This window comes from Stenotrophomonas sp. PFBMAA-4 (assembly GCF_030053215.1).
In the GTDB taxonomy this organism is placed as follows: Bacteria; Pseudomonadota; Gammaproteobacteria; order Xanthomonadales; family Xanthomonadaceae; genus Stenotrophomonas.
This window is the reverse complement of sequence record NZ_JASGBW010000030.1, coordinates 1-17,212: the sequence shown is the minus strand read 5'-3', so window position 1 is coordinate 17,212 and position 17,212 is coordinate 1. Positions and strand designations below refer to the sequence as shown.

The following is a 17,212-nucleotide window of genomic DNA, read 5'->3' as shown; positions in this document are numbered from 1 at the left end:
CGTGAACACCCCGCTTCCCCAGCCCATCGACCACAGTGCCCGCTACCGCCAGCACCTGCTGGCCTGCGGCTTCCAGCCCAAGCCCGCCAGCGCCTGGGACGCGCGGGCGGCGCAGTCCAGCTGGAAGCGCCGGCATGATGACTACAGCGAGGCCTTCCTCGCCCGGCTCGATCTCACTGGCATTGCCACCGTGCTGGACGTGGGCTGCGGTCCCGGCCTGCTCAGCCTGCCCATCGCCGCGCAGGTGGAGCACGTGCATGCACTCGACTACAGCAGCGGCATGCTTGATGGACTGCGCGCGGCCATCGAGCGCGACAGCATCGGCAATGTCACGCCGTGGCCGCTGTCCTGGACCGATGACTGGCAGGCCGTGCCGCGCTGCGACCTGGCCATCGCCTCGCGCTCGCTGATGGTGCCCGACCTGGAAGCGGCGCTGCGCCGGCTGGATGCACATGCACGGCAGCGCGCCTGCATCACCTTCGCCACCGGGCCGCGTGCCGGTGTCACGGAACTGGCCGAGCTGCTGGGCCGCGAGTGGGTGCCGATGCCCGATCACCGTTACCCGATCAACATGCTGCTGGACATGGGCCGCGAGCCGCAGGTGGACTACCTGCCCGAATCGGTGCGCGACGTGGGCCAGGATGCCGATGGCCTGGTGCGCCAGGCGGTGGACCTGTTCGGTGCACTGGATGAGGACGAGCAGGACCGCGTGCGCGCATGGTATGCCCGCTCACCGCACCATCGCTTTGGCATGGCACCGACACGGCGCTGGGCGTTCATCCAGTGGGCGACGGACGGCTGACCGGTAGCGCCGGGCCATGCCCGGCGGATATCCACCGCGCTAACGTTTCTGTAGAGCCGAGCCCATGCTCGGCTGCCGTTGGCGGCAACGCGAAGAGCAGCCGAGCATGGGCTCGGCTCTACAGACGCGGGTCGATCGCTGACGATGCGGCCGTCCACGACGCGGGCCACCTGATCGGTTTGGCATGGCACCGACACGGCGCTGGACGGGCATCCACCGCGCTACCATTTCTGTAGAGCCGAGCCCACGCTCGGCTGCCGTTGGCGGCAACGCGAAGAGCAGCCGAGCATGGGCTCGGCTCTACAGACGCCGTTCAATCGCTGACGATGCGGCCGTCCACGACGCGGGCCACCTGATCGGTTTGGCATGGCACCGACACGGCGCTGGACGGGCATCCACCGCGCTACCGTTTCTGTAGAGCCGAGCCCACGCTCGGCTGCCGTTGGCGGCAACGCGAAGAGCAGCCGAGCATGGGCTCGGCTCTACAGACGCGGGTCAATCACTGACGATACGGCCGTCAACGACGCGGGCCACCTGCTGGCCGAATACTTCGACATCGCGCGGGTCATGGCTGATCAGCAGCAGCGGGATGCCCGTCTCATCCAGCACCGCTTCCAGCTCCTGGCGCAGGTGCTGGCGCAGATCGTGGTCCAGTGCAGCGAAGGGTTCGTCCAGCAGCAGCGCCTGCGGCTGGGTCACCAGCGCCCGTGCCAGCGCCGTACGCTGGCGCTGGCCGCCAGACACCTGCGACGGCAGCAGATCGGCCACGTGGTCGATGCGGAAGGCCTGCAGCCAGCGCTCCACCGCATCATTGCGCACGGCGCGGCGGGGATTGAACCAGCCGCGCTGCAGCCCGAACGCCACGTTCTGCCGCACGCTCAGGTGCGGGAACAGCGCGTAGTCCTGGAATACATAGCCCAGCCGGCGTTGCTGCGGTGGCAGGTTCACCCCCGCAGCACTGTCGAACAACACCTGGCCCTGCAGCCGCACGTGGCCGTGCCAAGGCCGCAGCAGGCCTGCCACGGCCTTCAGGGTCAGGCTCTTGCCCGCACCGGAGGGGCCGAACAGCACCACCTGCCGCTGCCGGCACTGCAGCGCCACGTCCAGCACGAACTGCGTGCTGCCCGCCTGCATCGGCCGGTGAACCTGCAGATCAAGCCACATCGCGCAGCTCCTGCCGGCGCCCGCCTACCAGCCGCGCAGCCAGCAGCAGGATGACGATGCACACCACCGAGGTCAGGATCACCAGCGCATTGGCCTTGCCATCCTGCCCGGCCTGCACCGCTTCATAGATCGCAATCGAGAGCGTCTGCGTGCGGCCAGGAATGCTGCCCGCCACCATCAACGTCGCACCGAACTCGCCCATCGCCCGCGCGAACGCCAGCAGCAGGCCGGCCAGGATGCCGCGCCAGGCCAGCGGCAGGGTGATGCGGAAGAACACCGCGGCCTCGGACACGCCCAGCGTGCGTGCCGCATTCTCGAGCTGGCCATCCACGCCTTCGAACGCGGCGCGGGCCGGCTTGAACACCAGCGGCAGCGAGGCCACCGCTGCGGCAATCACCGCCGCCTGCCAGGTAAACACCAGGTTGATGCCGAACCACGACTGCAGCCACACGCCTATCGGACCGTTGCGGCCGATCAGCACCAGCAGGTAGTAGCCCAGCACCGTGGGCGGCAGCACCATCGGCAGGGTCAGTATCGAATCCAGCAGCTCACGGCCAGGGAAGCGCCTGCGCGCCAGCAGCGCACCCAGCGCAACGCCCAGCACCAGATTGATCGCGGTGGCCCAGCCGGCCACCTTCAGCGACAGGCCCAGGGCGCTCCAATCCAGATCCATGCCTCAGGGCTTGCCGAATCCGTGCTTGACCAGGATCGCCTGGCCCTGCGGCGAGCGCACGAAGGCCGTGAAGCGCTTGGCTTCGGCCGGCTGCGTGCTGGCCTGGACCACCGCCAGCGGATAGGCGATGCGACCGGCGACCGGCACTTCAAACGCGCGGCGCACGCGGTCGGGCATGGCCTGCGCATCAGTGGCGTAGACGAAGCCCGCATCCACTTCACCGCGCGCCACGTAATCCAGCGACTGGCGCACGTTCTGGGTGGTAATGGCCTTGCCCTGCACCGCCGGCCACAGCCCCGCCTTTTCCAGCGCCCCCTTGGCATAGCGGCCCACCGGCACGCTGTCCGGGTTGCCCAGCGCGATGCGCTGCACGCTGCCGCCCGCCAGATCCTTCAGGGCACGCGGGGCAGCCTTGGCCTGCGGCGGCACCACCACCCACAGCGCGTTCACCGCGAACACCTCGCGGGTGCCGGGCGCCAGCAGCTTCTGCTGTTCGGCCTGGCCCATCGTGGTCTCGTCGGCCGACGCAAACACATCCACCGGTGCACCGCGGCTGATCTGCTGCAGCAGCACCCCGGACGCAGCGAAGTTGAAATCAATCTTGGTGCCCGGGTGCGCCTTCTCGTAGGCCGCGCCCAGTTCGCGGAAACTCTCGGTCAGGCTCGACGCCGCCGACACCGTCAGGTCAGCGGCCCATGCCGGCAGTGCGGCCAGCAGGCCCAGCAACAACAGTCCAGCACGTTTCATCATCGGCTCCCGTCAGGATTCAGTCTGGCTCGGATTCGTCGGCCACCGCCAGGGCAGCCAGACGCTCAGGTTGCAGCAGCAGGATCTCACGCTGCTTGACCGCGATCACACCATCATCGCTCAGGCGACGCAGCACGCGGCTGGCGGTCTCCGGCGCCATGCGCAGGTAGTTGGCGATCTCGGTGCGGGCCATGGTCAGGTTGAAGCGCGTGGCGGAAAAACCACGGCGCGCGTAACGCTCGGACATGTCCAGCAGGAACGCGGCCATGCGTTCCTCGGTGCGGTGGTTGGCGGCCAGCGTGGCGACCTTGCCGATCTCCGCGCTGAGCAGGCTGAACAGCTTGGCCTGCAGCCCGGGCATGCGCGTGGCCAGCAGGCTCAGCTTCGGGAAGGAGATGCGGCACAGGTGCACCGTGTCCAGCGCTACCGCATTGCAGGGGAAGCGCGAACCATGGATGGCATTGAGGCCGATCACTTCGCCGGGCAGGCTGAAACCGAGCACCTGCTCGTTGCCCTGGCTGTCATCGACGAAGGTCTTGACCATGCCCGCGCGCACCGCGGCGATCGAATCGAACTGTTCACCGGCACGGAAGATGTAATCACCCGCGTGGAACGGGCCGACATGATCCACCAGCACGTGCAGGTCACCCAGCGCGGTCTTGTCGTAGCCCTGCGACATGCAGGCATCGGAAAACGCGCAGGTACTGCAGAAATGCAGGGCGTCGCCATCATCGGCGGCGGCGGGGTTCGGCGTGGCCTGGCCGAGGCGGCCGCGGGAAGGCGGAGTCAAGGACATCGAAGCGACACTCAAGCGATGGCGGCCGCCGGCCGGAAACATGCCGCCATCATACGCCACAGCAGGTGCCCTTCTTCGGCCAGGCGCAGCACGCGCCCGTCCCAGTGGGCCCAGCCGCGCGCCAGCAGCGGATCCAGGGCCGGCAGTGCATCGGTGAAGCACGCATCAAACGCGACGCCATTGCGCCATTCAAACGCCGCAGCATCGACGGAATGGTCGCAGGCGATGCTCTGCGCCACCTCGGATGACAGTCGCTCCTGTTCAGACAGGATCAGGCCAGCCGTCACTCCGATCTGTCCGGACTGCAGGCGCGCCTGCCAGGCCTGCAGGTCGTCTTCCAGCCGGTAGAACACCTCGCCGATCTGGCTGCAGGCCGCCAGGCCCAGGCCGACGAAGTCGCTGCGGTCACGGCGTGGCACGCCGGCCAGGTCGCAGTGGCGCTGCCCATCGCCCGGCCCGTTCGGGTCCGGCAGGTCGCCGCGCTGGTAGTGGTCACCGCCGATGGCCACGTAACCGGCGTCGCGCAGCAGCCGCCAGGTCTGCAGCCACGCATCGGCAGCGGGCCTTTCGGGCACGGCACACGGTGCCGGCAACAGGATGCGTTCCGGTGCCTCGGCCAGGACTTCATGCACGCGCTCGATGTAGCCACGATCCTCCGCCGACGGCACGCGGAACTGGTAGTAGCGTGCAGTGAACCCGACCTGGCGCGATTGCGCCAGCAGGGTCGGGCCCGGCGCATCAGCACGGTCGATCACATTGAAACGGGTGCAGCCCACGGCGCGGAGCTGCGACGGTGGCAGCGTGCTGCCGGCATCCACCCGGACCTCCACCTGCGGCCGGGCCACGGTGCGCAGCTGCTGTGGCACCGCATCCAGCAACTGGCCCACCGCCACCGGCGCCAGCACGTCGGCCAGGCCGAGCTGCAGCACCATGGCCACTACCTCGCGATCGTCGGCCAGCGCATCGGCCTGGCGCCGCAAGGCGGTCAGCAGGGTATCCAGATAACCGGACGCGGCTGCCGCCTGCCCTGCCCGGCCGGCCTGGAAGCCCAGGGTCAGCCCGCGCGGGATCAGGTGCTCGTTGCTGGCGCGCAGCGCGCCGCGCCATCCACTCTCGCCGAAGCCGGCACTGAACTGGTCGGCCGCCGGGAACAGCACGTGGCGGGGTTGCTGCAGCAATGCTGCCTGCAGCGCGGTGTCCTCACTCGGGTCGACGTGGAAGCTCATGGCAGACATCTTCGGGCGTCCCTCTTCGCGTTGCCCTGATTGAAATCAAGCGTGGTGCATCGGCGGGATACATGCCGGCCAGCGGCCGGCACGCGCACCCGGTAGTGCCGGCCACTGGCCGGCAAACCCGGCTACCTGCCGCGTGCACGATCGGCCGCCGCCGCATCGATCGCTTCGGGCAGATCGGTCTCGCGGTCGATCTGCGGGAAGTGGCGACGCTCCATCCGGCGGATCGCGAAGTGCATCCATGCCAGCGCCGTAGCCACCAGCACGAACAGCAGCATGAAGCAGCTGCTCCAGATGCCCAGCGCATCGTTGAGCGCGCCGAACACGATCGGCAGGATGAAGCCACCCAGCCCACCGATCATGCCCACCACACCGCCCACCGCGCCCACGTGATGCGGGTAGTACACCGGAATGTGCTTGTAGACCGCCGCCTTGCCCAGCGACATGAAGAAGCCCAGCACGAACACCAGCACGGTGAACATCACCACGCCGATGGCCAGGTGGAAATGGATCGGGCCATGGATGCCCTTCACCACGTATTCGGTATCCGGGTAGGCCAGCAGGAAGGTGCAGATGGCCGACACGCCGAAGGTCCAGTACATCACCCGCCGTGCGCCGATCCGGTCCGACATCCAGCCACCGACCACGCGGAACAGGCTGGCCGGGATGGAGTAGCAGGCCGCCAGCATGCCCGCATGGCCCACGTCCATGCCGTAGGCACCCACCAGGTAGTGCGGCAGCCACAACGCCAGCGCCACGAAGCCGCCGAACACGAAGAAGTAGTACAGCGAGAACCGCCAGACCTGCAGGTTCTTCAGCGGGGCCATCTGTTCGGCGAACGGCACCGGCTTGACGCCGTCGCGGCGGCGCTGCTCGAGCGATGGATCCTCCTTGCTGAACAGGAAGAACAGAATGGCGGTGACCGCCAGGGCCACCGCCCAGACCTTGGCCACCATGGTCCAGCCGGCCGCCACCATCACCAGCGGCGCCAGCAGCTTGGTCACCGCGGCGCCGATGTTGCCGGCGCCGAAGATGCCCAGCGCCGTACCCTGCTTGCTGGCCGGGAAGAAGCGCGAGACGTACGCCACGCCCACCGAGAAGTTGCCGCCGGCGATGCCCACGCACAGCGCCGCGAACAGGAACTGGGTGTAGGTGTGGGCGTAGGTCAGCATCCATGTCGCCACCGCGCCACACAGCATCACCAGCACCATCACCTTGCGACCGCCGAACTGGTCGGACCAGATGCCGAGGAAGACCCGGCTGATGGAACCGGTCAGCACCGGGGTGGCGATCAGCAGGCCGAACTGGGTGTCGCTCAGGCCCAGCTGCTCGCTGATCTGGATGCCGATGATGGAGAAGATCATCCATACCGCGAAACACACCGTGAAGGCGAACGTGCTCAGCCACAGCGCACGCTGCTGCTGCCCGGCACTGGCGGGGGCAAGGATCTGGTTCATGCAATCTCCTTTCTCAAGGGTCGGTCAGCCGTTCCCGGCTTCGGCTTCGGCTTCGATCTCGTCCAGCCCGCGCACCGGATAACGTTCCTGCAGCTGCAGCAGGTAGGCCTGCACCTCGCGCTGGCGCACCTGCAGTTCCAGGTAGTCGCGGATCTGCGGCAGCACCGCTTCGAAAGGCTGCGGCTGGCCGTCCTCGCGGGCGTCGATGCAGACCACGTGGTAGCCCCAGCGTGATTCCACCGGGAACCCGGCCAGGCCCTCGCGCAGGCGGAACACCTGGCGGTCGAACTCCGGCGTAGTCTGTCCGCGCTGCAGCCAACCGAGGTCGCCACCGTCGCTGCTGGAGGGACACCGCGAGTGGCGCAGGGCGAAATCAGCAAACAGGTGCGGGGCCTGTTTCAACTCGGCCACCAGCCGCTCGCCTTCGTTGCGCGCGTCCAGCCGCCCGGCCACGTCATCGGCCGGTGCCGCCAGCAGGATATGGCGCAGGCGCACGCGGTCGGGCGAGCGGAAGCGTTCCGGGTTCTGTTCAAAATAGCGCCGGCAGTCCTCGTCGGTGGGTACGCGGTCTTCGATCGCGTCCTCGATCAGCTGCTGGATCAGCACCTCCTCGTCACTCACCCGGCCGCCCTCCTGCGCCTGCAGGCCCAGCCGCCGCACCTCCAGGCGCAGCAGCTCGCGCACCACCAGCGCACGCGCCGCCTCGGCCCGCGACTGCTCCGGGCGCATCGCCCGGTGGTGCTGCATCTCGCGGGCGATGTCGGCCTCGCTGATCGCGGTCTCGTCCACGTACAACCGGCACGGCGCCGGCTGCCCGAGCGAGCGCGGCCCCTGCTCCGCCGCGTCGTGGTGGTGCAAATGGACCTCGGCCGGAACCGAGGCATTGGAGTCGATCACGGTGATCGGCAGGAACTTCGGCAGGCTGCCCATGGCTTACTCCCGCGGACCGTAGCGCAGCGGGGCCTGGCGGCGGCGCACCACCTGGTACGGCCGCCACAGGTAGCTGATCGGAATGCTCCACACGTGCACCAGGCGGGTGAACGGCGCGATCAGGAACAGGGTCAGGCCCAGGAAGATGTGCATCTTGTAGACCCAGCTGACGCCCTCGATGTAATCGGCGGCGCCGGCACGGAAGGTGACGATGTGCTGTGCCCATTCGGCCAGCTGCACCATCACGCCGCCGTCCAGGTGGCCGGACGAGATGCGGATGCTGTACAGGCCCAGGCACAGCTGGGCGAACAGGAGCACCAGCACCAGCGTGTCACCGAAGCTGCCGGTGGCCCGCACGCGCGCGTTGAACAGGCGGCGCACCAGCAGGATGCTGATGCCGATGAAGCACAGCGCACCGAACACGCCGCCCACCACCATCGCCAGCATCTGCTTCTGCGAGGAGGTGATGAAGTGCTCGTACACCGCATGCGGGGTCAGCAGGCCCACCAGGTGGCCACCGAGGATGGCCAGGATGCCGATGTGGAAGCAGTTGCTGCCGATCCGCATGCCCTTGTCCGACAGCATCTGGCTGGAACCGGTGCGCCAGGTGTACATGGCCTTGTCGTAGCGGGCCCAGCTGCCGATCAGCAGCACCGCCACGGCAATGTACGGGTAGTACTGGAAGGCGAATTGATGAAGGTAGTAGTTCATGGCTGGACCTCACGGTGCACGGGACGCCCGGGCGAGCGCGTCGGTGGCTTGCAGTCTTCGGCAGGGGCTTCGGCGCCGAAGCGCACCGCCTCCTCTTCCCACAACCGGTCCATCGCCTCGGCCGTGTCGTCGCGGGGTTCTTCGCTGGCGCGTTGCCGCAGCGCCTCCAGGTTGACCTTGCCGTCGCCGGCCTCCACCAGGATCTCCAGCAGCGGTACGTGCGGCAGCGTGCGTTCGGCCGCACGCGCGGCCAGCATGCCGGCAATGTGGCCGATATGGTGCAGCCATTCGCGGGCCTCCTCCTGTGGCCGGTGGGCCAGGAATTCCAGCAGCAGCGGCAGGTAATCCGGCAGCTCGCGCGCATCGAGCTCGAAGCCTGCACGGCGGTAGGTTTCCACCAGATCGACCATGGCCTGGCCGCGGTCGCGCGATTCGCCGTGGATGTGTTCGAACAGCAGCAGGCTCATCGAACGGCCCCGGTCGAAGGTCGCCAGCCAGGCCGCCTGCGCGTCCAGCGGGTCACTGTCCAGCAGCTGCTGCACGAAGCCGCGCAGCTGCTGGCGGCGGGCGGCGGGGAGTGCCGCCTGGTCGCAGGCAGCCAGCAGTTCATCGCCATGCTGCCAGAGTTCATCACGGGGGTAGTCCAGCAGCACCCCGACCAGCTTGAGGACGCTCATTCCACCACCTCCTTGCGGCGCCGGTGGTTGGGCCCGTTGTTGACCACGAAGGTGGTGGCCTTGCGCTGCCCGAACAGGTCGGCCGGGCTGTCACCGTTGCAGCCGTTGCCGAAGGTGAAGCCGCAGCCACCACGCTCACCGAAGGCGTCGTTGGCATACTCGCGGTGGCCGGTGGGAATCACGAAACGATCCTCGTAGTTGGCGATGGCCAGGTAGCGGTACATCTCCTCCACCTGGGCGATGCTCAGCCCCGCCTGGTCCAGCACGGCGGTGTCCTCCACGCCGTCCACGTTCTTGGCCCGGCGCCAGGCGCGCATCGCCATCAGCCGTTCCAGCGCGCGCACCACGGGGGCTTCGTCGCCTGCGGTCAGCATGTTGGCCAGGTAGCGCACCGGAATGCGCAGCGACGCCACGTCCGGCAGCTCGCCGCTCATGCCGATACGACCACGCTCGGCGGCGGACTGGATGGGCGACAGCGGTGGCACGTACCAGACCATCGGCAGCGTGCGGTATTCCGGGTGCAGCGGCAGGGCCAGCTTCCAGTCGATGGCCAGCTTGTACACCGGCGACTGCCTGGCCGCTTCCAGCCAGCTGTCCGGGATGCCCTCCTTGCGCGCAGCGGCGACCACCGCCGGGTCTTCCGGGTCCAGGAAGATGTCCAGGTGGGCCTGGTACAGGTCCTTCTCCGCAGCCACCGAGGCGGCCTCGGCGATGCGGTCGGCGTCGTACAGCATCACGCCCAGGTAGCGGATGCGGCCCACGCAGGTTTCCGAGCACACCGTCGGCTCACCCATCTCGATGCGCGGGTAGCAGAAGATGCACTTCTCGGATTTGCCGCTCTTCCAGTTGTAGTAGATCTTCTTGTACGGGCAGGCCGACACGCACATGCGCCAGCCACGGCACTTGTCCTGGTCGATCAGCACGATGCCGTCTTCCTCGCGCTTGTAGATCGCACCGGACGGGCACGCCGACACGCACGCCGGGTTCAGGCAGTGCTCGCACAGGCGCGGCAGGTACATCATGAAGGTCTTCTCGAAGGCGCCGTAGATCTCCTTCTGCACTTCGTTGAAGTTGTAGTCGCGCGAGCGCTTGCTGAATTCCGAGCCGAGGATCTCCTCCCAGTTCGGGCCCCACTCGATCTTCTGCATGCGCTCGCCGCTGATCAGCGAACGCGGCCGCGCGGTGGGCTGGTGCTGGCTGTCCTTGGCGGTGTGCAGGTTCTGGTAGTCGAAATCGAACGGCTCGTAGTAGTCGTCGATCTGCGGCAGGTCCGGGTTGGCGAAGATCTTGGCCAGCATCCGCCAGCGCCCACCGGCACGGGGTACCAGCTTGCCGGCGCGCGTGCGTACCCAGCCACCATTCCACTTGTCCTGGTTTTCCCACTCCTTCGGGTAGCCGATGCCTGGCTTGGTTTCCACATTGTTGAACCAGGCGTACTCGACGCCCTCGCGCGAGGTCCAGACGTTCTTGCAGGTGATCGAGCAGGTATGGCAGCCGATGCACTTGTCCAGGTTCAGCACCATCGCGATCTGTGCACGGACCTTCATCACACCACCTCCTTCGCAGCCGCAGGAACAGCCTCACCGGTCGCTCCTGCGCGTCCTGCGCTCGCGACACTCGAACTTCCTTGTTCATCGTCCAGCCAGTCGATCTTGTCCATCTTGCGGACGATCACGAACTCGTCGCGGTTGGTGCCGCAGGTGCCGTAGTAGTTGAAGCCGTACGCCAGCTGCGCGTAGCCACCGATCATGTGGGTCGGCTTGAGCACGATGCGGGTCACCGAGTTGTGGATGCCACCGCGCGTACCGGAAATCTCAGAGCCCGGCACGTTGATGATGCGTTCCTGGGCGTGGTACATCATCGCCATGCCCGGCATCACGCGCTGGCTGACCACCGCGCGCGCGGCAATCGCACCGTTGACGTTGAACAGCTCGATCCAGTCGTTGTCGACGATGCCGGCATTGCGCGCGTCATCCTCGCTCAGCCACACGATGGGGCCACCACGCGACAGCGTCTGCATGATCAGGTTGTCGCTGTAGGTGCTGTGGATGCCCCACTTCTGGTGCGGGGTGATCCAGTTCAGCACGATCTCCTTGTTGCCGTTCGGGCGCTGGTTCAGCAGCGGCTCCACCGTGCGCGTGTTGACCGGCGGCCGGTAGCCCATGAAGGCCTCGCCGAAGTCGATCATCCACTCATGGTCCTGGTAGAACTGCTGGCGACCGGTCACCGTGCGCCACGGAATCAGCTCATGTACGTTGGTGTAGCCCGCGTTGTAGCTGACGTTGTCGTCCTCCAGCCCCGACCAGATCGGCGAGGAGATGATCTTGCGCGGCTGCGCCTGGATGTCACGGAAGCGGATCGCCTCGTGCTCCTTGCCGACCGCCAGGTGGGTGTGCTCGCGGCCGGTGAAGCTGCCCAGCGATTCCCAGGCCTTCACTGCCACGTGGCCGTTGGTTTCAGGCGCCAGATGAAGGATGACTTCGGCTGCGTCGATGGCGGTGGAAATGGCCGGACGGCCGTGGCTCACGCCTTCGTCGAGCACGGTATGGTTGAGCTTGCCGAGGAAGTCGATCTCGTGCTTCGTGTCCCAGTTCATGCCCTTGCCGCCGTTGCCCAGCTTGTCCAGCAGCGGGCCCAGCGAGGTGAACTTGCGGTACAGGTTGGGGTAGTCACGCTCGACCACGGTCATCGACGGCATGGTCTGCCCCGGGATGGCCTCGCACTCGCCCTTCTTCCAGTCGGCCACGCCGAACGGCATGCCCAGTTCGTTGGGCGTGTCGTGCAGGGTCGGCACCAGCACCAGGTCCTTTTCAACGCCCAGCACGCCCGGTGCCATGTCGCTGAGGGTACGTGCCACGCCCTTGAAGATGTCCCAGTCGCTGCGCGACTCCCAGGCCGGGTCCACCGCCTTGGACAGCGGGTGGATGAACGGGTGCATGTCCGAGGTATTGAGGTCGTCCTTCTCGTACCACGTCGCCGTCGGCAGCACGATGTCCGAGTACAGCGCGGTGGTGCACATGCGGAAGTCGAGCGTTACCAGCAGGTCGAGCTTGCCCTCCGGCGCCTCGTCATGCCACTTCACTTCCTGCGGCTTGATCGCGCCCATTTCGCCCAGGTCCTTGCCCTGCAGGCCATGGCGCGTGCCGAGCAGGTGGCGCAGCATGTATTCATGGCCCTTGCCCGAGGAACCCAGCAGGTTCGAGCGCCAGATGAACATCATGCGCGGGTGGTTCTGCTGTGCATCCGGGTCGGCGAAGGCGAAGTCCAGCGAGCCATCCTTGAACTTGCCCAGCGCGTAGTCCGCCGGGGCCACGCCGGCCGCCTCGGCCTCGCGCACCAGCTGCAGCGGGTTGCGGTCCAGCTGCGGGGTACTGGGCAGCCAGCCCATGCGCACCGCACGCAGGTTGAGGTCGGCCAGGCTGCCGCTGTACTTGCTTGCATCGGCCAGCGGCGAAAGCAGCTCATCCACCTGCAGCTTCTCGTAGCGCCACTGCCCGGTGTTGAAGTAGAAGAACGAGGTGCCGTTCATATGGCGAGGCGGGCGGCTCCAGTCCAGGCCGAAGGCCAGCGGCTGCCAGCCGGTCTGCGGGCGCAGCTTTTCCTGCCCCACGTAATGCGCCCAGCCGCCACCGGTCTGGCCCACGCAGCCGCACATGATCAGCATGTTGATCAGGCCGCGGTAGTTCATGTCGTTGTGGAACCAGTGGTTCATGCCCGCGCCGACGATGATCATCGAACGGCCGTGGGTCTTGTCGGCAGTGCGGGCGAACTCACGGGCGATCTCGATCACTTCGCCGCGCGACACGCCCGTGATGCGCTCCTGCCAGGCCGGCGTACCCGGCACCATGTCGTCGAAGCTGGTGGCCACGTTGCCGCCGCCGAAGCCACGGTCCACGCCATACTGGGCCAGCAGCAGGTCGTAGACCGTGGCCACCAGGGTTTCGCCACCATCGGCCAGGGCCAGGCGACGCACCGGGATGTTGCGTTCAAGCACGTCCTCGGCCGGGGCCGCGGTCCAGCCGTCGGTCTCGATGCCGCCGAAGTACGGGAAGCTGACCGCTTCGATACCCTCGTGGCCCTCGGCCAGGCTCAGCCGCAGGCGCGTATCGCTGCCGTTGCTTTCCTTCTCCTCGATGTTCCACTTGCCCTTCTCGCCCCAGCGGAAGCCGATCGAGCCGTTGGGCACCACGATCTGGCCGCTGCTCTCGTCGTAGGCCAGGGTCTTCCAGTCGGGATTGTTGGCTTCGCCCAGGCCACCCAGTTCGCTGGCGCGCAGGAAGCGGCCCGGCACCAGCCGGCCATCCTCGCGGCGCTCCAGGCGCACCAGCATCGGCATGTCCGAGTACTGGCGGCAGTAGTCCTGGAAGTACTGCGAGGGCGAATCGACGTGGAACTCGCGCAGGATCACATGGCCGAAGGCAAACGCCAGTGCTGCATCTGTGCCCTGCTTGGGGTGCAGCCAGTGGTCGGTCAGCTTGGCCAGCTCGGAGTAGTCCGGGCAGATCGCCACCGTCTTGGTGCCGTTGTAGCGCGCCTCGGTGAAGAAGTGCGCATCGGGCGTGCGCGTCTGCGGCACGTTCGAGCCCCAGGCGATGATGTAGCGGCTGTTGTACCAGTCGGCCGATTCGGGCACGTCGGTCTGTTCGCCCCAGATCTGCGGCGAGGCCGGTGGCAGATCGCAGTACCAGTCATAGAAGGACAGGCAGGCGCCGCCCAGCAAGGACAGGTAACGCGCGCCGGCCGCATAGGACACCATCGACATCGCCGGAATCGGCGAGAAGCCGACGACGCGGTCCGGCCCATACTGCTTCACCGTGTACAGGTTGGAGGCGGCGATGATCTCGTTGGCCTCTTCCCACTGCAGGCGCACGAAGCCGCCCATGCCACGGCGGGTCTTGTACGAGCGCGCCTTTTCCTTGTCCTCGACGATGCTGGCCCAGGCATCCACTGGAGCCTTGCTCTTGCGGGCTTCGCGCCACAGGCGCAGCAGCGTGCCGCGGATCAGCGGGTACTTCAGGCGGTTGGCGCTGTACAGGTACCACGAGTAGCTGGCGCCACGCGGGCAGCCACGCGGTTCATGGTTGGGCAGGTCCGGGCGCGTGCGCGGGTAGTCTGTCTGCTGGGTTTCCCAGGTGACCAGGCCGTTCTTGACGTAGATCTTCCAGCTGCACGAACCGGTGCAGTTCACCCCGTGGGTGGAGCGGACGATCTTGTCGTACTGCCAGCGCTGGCGGTAACTGTTTTCCCAGTCACGGCCCTCGCTCTTGGCAAAACCATGGCCATCGGCAAAGGTCTGGGGTTCACGCTTGAAGAACTGCAAGCGATCGAGGAAATAGCTCATCGGGGGTCTCCCTTTGCGGACATCTGCATCGTGGCTGAGGTGTTCATTGGCTGCGGTGCGTTTTCATGTCGTCAGCAGGGTGTCTCGGCACCGCGCCGGTAGTACCACCACCAGGTCACGGCCAGGCAGGTGACGTAGAAAACAACGAATCCGTACAGCGCCATGTCGGGGCTGCCGGTCAAGGTGATGGACGAGCCGTAGCTCTTGGGGATGAAGAAACCGCCATAGGCGCCAATCGCACCGGAGAAGCCGACCACCGCGGCCGATTCGATGCTGGCCTGGTGCGCAGCCGCGGCCTTGCCCTCGGCGCTGTCGTTGGCCGCCCAGCGCTCATGCAGGGTGCGGAAGATCACCGGGATCATGCGGAAAGTGGTGCCGTTGCCGATGCCACTGAGCACGAACAGCGCCATGAAGCTGAGCAGGAAGCCGTTGAAGTTGCCGCCCTGGCCGTCGCTGGGCAGGAAGTGCAGCACGCCGAACACGGCGGCGATCATCAGCGCGAACACCCAGAAGGTCAGGCGTGCGCCGCCCCAGCGGTCGGCCATGCTGCCGCCCACCGAACGCATCAACGCGCCCAGCAGCGGGCCGATGAAGGCGTAGGCCAACGGATTCACCTCCGGGAACTGGCTCTTGACCAGCATCGGGAAGCCGGCCGAGAAGCCGATGTAGGAGCCAAAGGTGCCGATATACAACCAGCACATCAGCCAGTTGTGCTTGCGGCGGAAGATCACCGCCTGTTCGGAGAACGACGAGCGGGCACTGGTCAGGTCGTTCATCCCGAACCACGCCGCGATGGCGCAGATCGCGATCGCCGGCACCCAGATGAAGCCCGCGTTCTGCACGAACAACGGCGCCGCGCCTTCCACCGTGGGCTGCGGCGCACCACCGATGGCACCGAACACGCCCACGGTGATGACCAGCGGAATCACGGCCTGCGCCACCGACACGCCCACGTTGCCCAGGCCGGCGTTCAGGCCCAGCGCCAGGCCCTGCTTCTGCTTGGGGTAGAAGAAGGAGATGTTGGACATCGACGACGAGAAGTTCGCGCCACCGAAGCCGCACAGGATCGCGATGGCCACGAACACCCAGTACGGGGTGGCCGGGTCCTGCACGGCGAAGCCCAACCAGATCGTCGGCGCCAGCAGCGAGGCGGTGGACAGCGCCGTCCAGCGGCGGCCACCGAAGATCGGGATGACGAACGAATAGAAGATGCGCAGCGTGGCGCCGGACAGGCTGGGCAGCGCCACCAGCCAGAACAGCTGGTCGGTGCTGAAGGGAAAGCCGATCTTCGGCAGGCTGATGGTCACCGCCGAGAACAGCACCCAGACCGCGAAGGCCAGCAGCAGCGAGGGGATGGATATCACCAGGTTGCGGGTGGCGACCCGCTTGCCGGTGCGTTCCCAGTAACCGGCGTCTTCCGGCATCCAGTCGCTGATGACGCGGCCGGATCGGGCAGTGCTGGGGACAACAGGATCGCTACCGACGGTCATACATGGCTCCAAGGCTGTGGAATGACGTGGGTACTGCTTTCAAGTTGTAACCCGTCGTCACGCAGCCATTAGGCCGTGCATTGCCCTCGACGGGGTTGATCTGGATCAATCAGGGGCCGGTATCCACCCTGCCCCTGACAAATGTCAAACCGTTGACCCGGAACTGCTGCGGAAGCTCACGCCGCGCTGGCGCACGCTGTCGCGCACATCCACATCGAACTGCAGCTGCAGCGTGGTGCCGTCATCAAGGTACAGCGGAAAGGCCAGCCCGTCACGGCACGGCAGGCGCCCGGCCAGCGCTTCGACCGCCTCGCGCGGCAGTACCAGCCGGCAGTAGGTGCCCCCGTCGAGCAGCACGGCCTGGTCGCCGCCATGCAGGGACACCGCCGTGCCCCAGCCCCCATTGCCGCCGAACCGGGTCAGGTTCTCGACTGATTCGCCGGCCAGCAGCTGGGCCAGTTCGGCCTCGTCCAGGCGTACACGCATGGCTTGATCCTGCAGCTGCACCTTCATGAGGCGACATCCTCCCATTGGGCGGGGGTGTTGCAGTTGACCAGGGCGCTTTCGTCGGCGTGGGCCAGGCGCACGGTGTGTGCGCCCAGCCGATGTTGCAGGGCCTGCAGGGAACGCGGGCCAAGGGGATCGTGGATCATGCTTTCAAGGACTGTACGGCTTTCATGGTCCACATTAAACAGCATTGGCAACGGATGGCCGTCATAGATCGTGCAGCGGCCAGGATGGGCATCACGCAACTGCTGGAGCAGCCGGGGGGTGAGGCGTGGCGTATCCACCGGCACCACCCACGCCGGGCCGTCAGGCATCTGCAGGGCCACGCTGTACAGGCCGCCCAGCGGGCCGCAGCGGGCCACCCGGTCGGGAATGCCATCAAACGCCGGGTAGTGGCCACTCACCCAGACCCGGTCCGCGCCTGCCAGCATCAGCAGGCCGCGCATGTGTTCCAGCAGCGTGCGCCCCTGCCACGGCAGCATGGCCTTGTCGCGCCCCATGCGGCTGGACAGGCCGCCGGCCAGCACGATGCCGGCCATCGGCGCGTTCATGGGGGAGCCACGCCATGCGTAGCTGCGCCGGCCGGCGGTACCGGAAAGGCCCCATCCACGCATGGCGTGGATCTACTGAAACCCGCAGTCAGTAGAGCCACGCCATGCGTGGCTGCGCCGGCCGGCGGTACCGG

The 17,212-nt window shown here is 67.0% G+C and carries 15 protein-coding genes; 1 reads left to right on the top strand and 14 read right to left on the bottom strand.

The window, feature by feature from the left end; all coding sequences use genetic code 11:
* Position 1: 1 nt before the first annotated feature.
* The gene (locus QMZ26_RS16805; RefSeq protein WP_283222115.1) at positions 2–802 is read left to right on the top strand and encodes a class I SAM-dependent methyltransferase; all 801 of its coding nucleotides are present in this window, start codon (positions 2–4) and stop codon (positions 800–802) included.
* Positions 803–1,297: 495 nt separating this feature from the next.
* Here QMZ26_RS16805 and QMZ26_RS16800 read toward each other — a convergent pair whose 3' ends face one another.
* The 14 genes from QMZ26_RS16800 to QMZ26_RS16735 all read right to left on the bottom strand — a co-directional run bounded on the left by QMZ26_RS16800 (position 1,298) and on the right by QMZ26_RS16735 (position 17,078).
* The gene (locus QMZ26_RS16800; RefSeq protein ID WP_283222114.1) at positions 1,298–1,966 is read right to left on the bottom strand and encodes an ATP-binding cassette domain-containing protein; all 669 of its coding nucleotides are present in this window, start codon (positions 1,964–1,966) and stop codon (positions 1,298–1,300) included.
* Entirely contained in the window at positions 1,956–2,639 is a 684-nt protein-coding gene (gene modB, locus QMZ26_RS16795) for a molybdate ABC transporter permease subunit (RefSeq protein ID WP_108746815.1), read from the bottom strand. The genes QMZ26_RS16800 and modB overlap by 11 nt, the downstream gene beginning before the upstream one ends.
* A gap of 3 nt (positions 2,640–2,642) precedes the next feature.
* Positions 2,643–3,386, bottom strand: coding sequence for a molybdate ABC transporter substrate-binding protein (gene modA / locus QMZ26_RS16790; RefSeq protein ID WP_200732087.1), 744 nt, complete (start codon positions 3,384–3,386; stop codon positions 2,643–2,645).
* Between the two features lie 19 nt (positions 3,387–3,405).
* Entirely contained in the window at positions 3,406–4,182 is a 777-nt protein-coding gene (locus tag QMZ26_RS16785; protein WP_079222080.1) for a helix-turn-helix domain-containing protein, read from the bottom strand.
* Positions 4,183–4,193: 11 nt separating this feature from the next.
* Positions 4,194–5,408, bottom strand: coding sequence for a coproporphyrinogen III oxidase (locus QMZ26_RS16780; protein ID WP_283222113.1), 1,215 nt, complete (start codon positions 5,406–5,408; stop codon positions 4,194–4,196).
* Between the two features lie 131 nt (positions 5,409–5,539).
* Positions 5,540–6,871, bottom strand: coding sequence for a nitrate/nitrite transporter (locus QMZ26_RS16775; protein ID WP_200732084.1), 1,332 nt, complete (start codon positions 6,869–6,871; stop codon positions 5,540–5,542).
* 24 nt (positions 6,872–6,895) lie between these two features.
* Positions 6,896–7,801 (bottom strand): peptidylprolyl isomerase, encoded by a 906-nt coding sequence (locus QMZ26_RS16770; protein WP_283222112.1) that lies wholly within the window; start codon positions 7,799–7,801, stop codon positions 6,896–6,898.
* A 3-nt stretch (positions 7,802–7,804) separates the two neighbouring features.
* Positions 7,805–8,512 (bottom strand): respiratory nitrate reductase subunit gamma, encoded by a 708-nt coding sequence (gene narI / locus QMZ26_RS16765; RefSeq protein ID WP_079222084.1) that lies wholly within the window; start codon positions 8,510–8,512, stop codon positions 7,805–7,807.
* The gene (gene narJ / locus QMZ26_RS16760; RefSeq protein ID WP_079222085.1) at positions 8,509–9,189 is read right to left on the bottom strand and encodes a nitrate reductase molybdenum cofactor assembly chaperone; all 681 of its coding nucleotides are present in this window, start codon (positions 9,187–9,189) and stop codon (positions 8,509–8,511) included. The genes narI and narJ overlap by 4 nt, the downstream gene beginning before the upstream one ends.
* Entirely contained in the window at positions 9,186–10,736 is a 1,551-nt protein-coding gene (gene narH, locus QMZ26_RS16755; protein ID WP_200732081.1) for a nitrate reductase subunit beta, read from the bottom strand. Before narH ends, narJ begins: the two co-directional genes overlap by 4 nt.
* Positions 10,736–14,530, bottom strand: coding sequence for a nitrate reductase subunit alpha (locus QMZ26_RS16750; protein ID WP_283222111.1), 3,795 nt, complete (start codon positions 14,528–14,530; stop codon positions 10,736–10,738). The genes narH and QMZ26_RS16750 overlap by 1 nt, the downstream gene beginning before the upstream one ends.
* Positions 14,531–14,601: 71 nt before the next feature.
* Positions 14,602–16,020 carry a NarK family nitrate/nitrite MFS transporter gene (locus QMZ26_RS16745; RefSeq protein WP_283222110.1) on the bottom strand — a complete coding sequence of 473 codons (1,419 nt, stop codon included), beginning with the start codon at positions 16,018–16,020 and terminating at the stop codon, positions 14,602–14,604.
* Between the two features lie 144 nt (positions 16,021–16,164).
* On the bottom strand, positions 16,165–16,533 hold the full coding sequence (locus tag QMZ26_RS16740) for a hypothetical protein (protein WP_283222109.1): 369 nt from the start codon (positions 16,531–16,533) through the stop codon (positions 16,165–16,167).
* Positions 16,530–17,078: a molybdenum cofactor guanylyltransferase gene (locus QMZ26_RS16735; RefSeq protein WP_283222108.1), complete on the bottom strand. Its 549-nt coding sequence runs from the start codon at positions 17,076–17,078 to the stop codon at positions 16,530–16,532. Before QMZ26_RS16735 ends, QMZ26_RS16740 begins: the two co-directional genes overlap by 4 nt.
* Positions 17,079–17,212: the final 134 nt, after the last annotated feature.